Below are 4,436 nucleotides of genomic sequence, written 5' to 3' on the forward strand. Positions count from 1 at the left end.
TCCATAAATCGAGCAGCGTCGTCTGCATGCGCTCGATGCGCTGCCGCGCGAGCGCATGCAGACGACGCTGCTCGATTTATGGACGGCAAGCGAGGTCGGCGTGCTGATGGTGACGCATGGCATCGAGGAGGCGCTGGTGCTGGCCACCCGCATCCTCGTGCTGGCGCCCGGTCCGGGCCGCGTGGTGCGGACTTTTGAACCCGGCTTCTCCAGGCGCTACGCATCGGGCGAAGCCGTCCGCACCATCAAGGCCGATCCGGCTTTTGCGATGGCGCGCGGCGAGTTGACCGACGCGATCTTCGAAGGAGAGGCGGCATGACCGTTACTTCCTACACGGAGCGACCGGGGCACAAGATCGACGAGGCCGATGGCCTGTCGGTGCCGTGGTCACGACCCAGCCCGAAGCGCAAAGGCGTTTCCGCGCGCGCGGTCAGCGCGGTGACCATCCTGGTGGTGCTGGCGCTGTGGGCGCTGTCGGCCCGCCTGCAACTGGTGTCGCCAGTGTTTCTGCCATCGCCTGCCGCCGTGTGGAACAAGTTCATCACCGTCGCCCGTGACGGCTTCGTCGATGCTACGCTGCTGCAGCATGCCGTCGCCAGCCTGGGCCGGGTATTCGCCGCGCTGGTCGCCGCCCTTGCCATTGGCGTGCCGGTTGGTCTCGCCATCGGCATCAGCACCATCGGGCGCGGCATCTTCGATCCGCTGCTGGAATTCCTGCGGCCGATCCCGCCGCTCGCCTACCTGCCGCTGGTCATCATCTGGTTCGGCATCGGCGAGCCGTCGAAGATCCTGGTGATCGCCATTGCCATGCTGGCGCCGGTGGCGCTGTCGACCGCGTCCGGCGTTCGCGGCGTCTCGCAGGAACGCATCAACGCGGCGCGCTCGCTGGGCGCTACCCAGCGCCAAGTGGTCCGCCACGTCATCCTGCCCAGCGCGTTGCCGTCGATCCTGACCGGTCTGCGCATCGCGCTCGGCGCCGGCTGGTCGACGCTGGTGGCGGCCGAACTGGTGGCGGCGACACGCGGGCTTGGCTTCATGATCCAGTCGGCCGCCCAGTTCCTCGTCACCGACGTGGTGGTGATGGGCATATTGGTGATCGCGGCCATCGCCTTCGTGCTCGAATTCACCATCCGCAGGATCGAGCGCGTGCTCGTCCCGTGGGCGGGACGCGAATGATCCGAGCCCAGAGGAGCAGGAGAGAATGACGATGACCCATTCCACCGCCGTGCTGTTCGCCCAAGCCGGTAACTGGCTTCTCGCCTGGACCAGGGAAAGCCAGCCGCCAGAACAGCAACCGAAATCGCCAACGCCGGTCCGCTGGGACGCCGAGCGCGACCGCCTGCCGCCACGCGACGAGAGTTTTTACTGGGCCTGGCAGTATTGGTCGCAGTGAAGGGGGTGGCGCACGATTCATGTCACGAAGACGGCCTAACCCTGGTTTCGTCATCCTAGGGCGAAGCAAGGAGCGAAGCGACGCGCGCAGACCCTAGGATCCATGCCGCGACGGTGATGTTATGCTCCGGCGGTGAAAGAAACCGAGCGCCTACCAGCCGGTTCCACGAAAGAGCTCGAACCACTCTGGATTGGCTTTTTCGATCAATCGATCTTCCATTGACGTGGCCAGCGCTTCAGTGACTTCTCGCGCTGGATGGCATCGGTGATGTCGAAATACTCCTCGTACCAGACAAGGCGTTGCACGCCGTAGCGACTGGTGAAGCGCGAGCCCTCACCGGATTTGTGCTCCGGCATGCGGCGGCCGAGATCGTTGGTGACGCCGATGTAGATCGTACCGCGCTTCTGACTCGCGGTCATGTAGACGTAGCCGGTCATGGTTTCAGGGTAACAAGCCTCGGTGCGCGGACAAGCGCCATTCTGATCCGTAGCGTTCTAAGGCAAACGTCACGGCATGGATCCTAGGGTCTGCGCCGCGTCGCTTCGCTCCTTGCTCCGCCCTAGGATGACGAAGGAAGGGTCGCTGCAGAAAATATTTCCGCCGTTCGCAACGAACTCGCAAAATCATTCCTCTACTAACTTTATAGAACTACCTAGCCTGATCCATCTTCCAACCGGCGGGGCCATTTCCGGCGCCGATCCGCAGCGAAGGAGAGGGATCAATGTTCAATCTAACGAGACGTGTTTTCGGCATCGGCCTGCTGGCGGCGACGGTTGCCGTGTCATCCGGCGCCACAGCGCAGGAGCTGAAGCAGCTCAGCATCGGCTATCAGAAGACCGGCCTGCCGGTGATCGCCAGGCAGCAGCAGGTGATCGAAAAGGCCCTTGAAGACAAGGGCGTGACGGTCAAATGGGTCGAGTTCACCGCCGGTCCGCCGCTCGTGGAGGCGCTCAATGTCGGCGCCATCGATGTCGGCTGGACCGGCGACGCACCGCCGATCTTCGGCCAGTCGGCCGGCGCCAACATCGTCTATGCGGCAGCGCTGCCGTCGAATGGCGAGGGCGAGGCGATCTTCGTCAAGCCGGCGTCGCCGATCCAGTCCGTCGCCGATCTCAAGGGCAAGCGCGTCGGTGTCGGCAAGGGCACCAGCGCGCATAATCTGCTTGTCGCCGCACTGGAAAAGGCTGGCATTGCCATCGACCAGATCACGCCGGTCTATCTCAGCCCGGCGGATGCGGCCGCAGCCTTCGCCAGCGACCAGATCGATGCCTGGAGCGTTTGGGATCCGTTCTTCGCCATCGCCGAAACCCGCTACCAGCCGCGTGTGCTGGCCCGCTCCAGCGAGGTGCTCAAGGTCAACACCTATTTCCTCGCCAACAAGGATTTCGCCAAGGCGCACCCCGAAACCATCACAACGACGATATCGGCCCTTGGCGAGGCGGCGAAATGGGCCGACCAGAACCGCGACAAGGTGGCCGCGGCGCTGCATGAGGTGACCGGTGTGCCGCTCGACGCGCAGATCATCGCCGCCAACCGCACCAAGTTCGGCATCTTTCCGATCACCGACGAGATCATCGCCGGCCAGCAGGCCACCGCCGACCGCTTCTACAAGCTCGGGCTGATCCCGAAAGCGGTCCGCATCTCCGACGCGGTGTGGACGGCACCCGGCAACTAACTTGTCCCCTGACGGCGCCGGGTGAGTACGCCCGGCGCCATTTTGCGTTTGCACCCATATCTACAGGAGATCCGCCCGTGACTGTGCCAGACATGACCGCGCCTGCCAGCACCGCACCGCTCGATTTCTTCTGGTTCATCCCGACGCATGGCGACGGTTCCTATCTCGGTTCCGAGGAGCAGCAGCGACCGCCCGAATTCGGCTACTTCAAGGAGATCGCGCAAGCGGTCGACCGGCTCGGCTTTCCCGGCGTGCTGCTGCCCACGGGTCAGAACTGCGAAGATTCCTGGATCACCGCGACAGGTCTCGCGACGCTGACCGAAAAGCTGAAGTTTCTCGTTGCGCTGCGGCCGGGCGTCACGCTGCCGACTTTCGCCGCGCGCCAGACCGCGGCCCTCGATCGCTTGAGCAATGGCCGCCTGCTGCTCAATGTCGTGGTCGGCGGCAACCCGACCGAGCTCGCCGGCGACGGCGTCTTCCTGCCGCATGACGAGCGCTATGCCCAGGCGCATGAGTTCCTGACCATCTGGCGCGGCCTGGTGTCCGGCGAGCGGGTCAATTTCGACGGCAAATATTACCGCGTCGAGAATGGCCGCCTCGACCTTCTGCCGCACCAGGAGCGGCCGCCGCTCTATTTCGGTGGGTCGTCGGACGCAGGCCAGGACCTCGCCGCCGACCTCGTCGACATGTATCTGACCTGGGGCGAACCGCCGGCGCAGGTTGCCCAGAAGCTGGCGGCGGCGCGCGCAAAAGCGGCACTGCGCGGCAGAAAACTGCGCTTCGGCATCAGGCTGCATTTCATCGTCCGTGAGACCGAGGACGAAGCCTGGCGCGCCGCCGACCGGCTGATCAGCCATGTCACCGACGCCCAGATCGAAAATGCGCAGGCGCGCTTCCTCAACCAGATGGATTCGGTCGGCCAGCGCCGCATGGCGCAATTGCATGGCGGACGCCGTGACAGGCTGGTCGTCTCGCCCAATCTGTGGGCCGGTGTCGGGCTGGTGCGTGGCGGCGCCGGCACGGCACTGGTCGGCACGCCGGAACAGATCACCGAGCGCATCCGCGAATACCAGGCGATCGGCATCGATACCATCATCGGCTCGGGCTATCCGCATCTCGAGGAAGCGTACCGCGTCGCCGAGCTTCTGTTCCCGAAACTCGGGCTCGGCACCAGGCGGCAGCGGGCCCATGAGAACATCGCCAACGAATTCTCGGTCGGCTTCCATGGCGCCAACCGCCTGCAGGCTTCGTCATGAGCTTTGCCACGCGCCTGCATGGCAATGCCATCGGCTGGCTGCTCCCGGCGCTGGTTATTGCCGGCTGGGAGATTGCCAGCCGCGCGGGCGTCATGCCCGCCAACGTGCTGCC

The 4,436-nt window shown here is 64.8% G+C and carries 4 protein-coding genes and 2 pseudogenes; 5 read left to right on the forward strand and 1 reads right to left on the reverse strand.

What is annotated here, in order from left to right:
* Positions 1–28: 28 nt before the first annotated feature.
* The 3 genes and pseudogenes from tauB to EN749_RS31410 form a co-directional block, all read left to right on the forward strand.
* Positions 29–319 (forward strand): annotated as a pseudogene (gene tauB, locus EN749_RS31400) (taurine ABC transporter ATP-binding subunit); the annotation flags it as partial.
* Positions 316–1,176, forward strand: a complete 861-nt coding sequence (locus EN749_RS31405) for an ABC transporter permease subunit (RefSeq protein WP_128364610.1) — start codon at positions 316–318, stop codon at positions 1,174–1,176. The pseudogene tauB and the gene EN749_RS31405, both read left to right, overlap by 4 nt.
* Positions 1,177–1,207: 31 nt before the next feature.
* The gene (locus EN749_RS31410; protein ID WP_127269227.1) at positions 1,208–1,393 is read left to right on the forward strand and encodes a hypothetical protein; all 186 of its coding nucleotides are present in this window, start codon (positions 1,208–1,210) and stop codon (positions 1,391–1,393) included.
* 150 nt (positions 1,394–1,543) lie between these two features.
* Here EN749_RS31410 and EN749_RS31415 read toward each other — a convergent pair.
* A pseudogene (locus tag EN749_RS31415) lies at positions 1,544–1,830 on the reverse strand (GIY-YIG nuclease family protein).
* 284 nt (positions 1,831–2,114) lie between these two features.
* Here EN749_RS31415 and EN749_RS31420 point away from each other — a divergent pair.
* Entirely contained in the window at positions 2,115–3,068 is a 954-nt protein-coding gene (locus EN749_RS31420) for a sulfonate ABC transporter substrate-binding protein (protein ID WP_128364611.1), read from the forward strand.
* 92 nt (positions 3,069–3,160) lie between these two features.
* Positions 3,161–4,324, forward strand: coding sequence for an FMNH2-dependent alkanesulfonate monooxygenase (gene ssuD, locus EN749_RS31425; protein WP_164873927.1), 1,164 nt, complete (start codon positions 3,161–3,163; stop codon positions 4,322–4,324).
* Positions 4,325–4,436: the final 112 nt, after the last annotated feature.

The sequence above is a fragment of the Mesorhizobium sp. M7A.F.Ca.ET.027.02.1.1 genome, from assembly GCF_004022985.1.
In the GTDB taxonomy this organism is placed as follows: Bacteria; Pseudomonadota; Alphaproteobacteria; order Rhizobiales; family Rhizobiaceae; genus Mesorhizobium.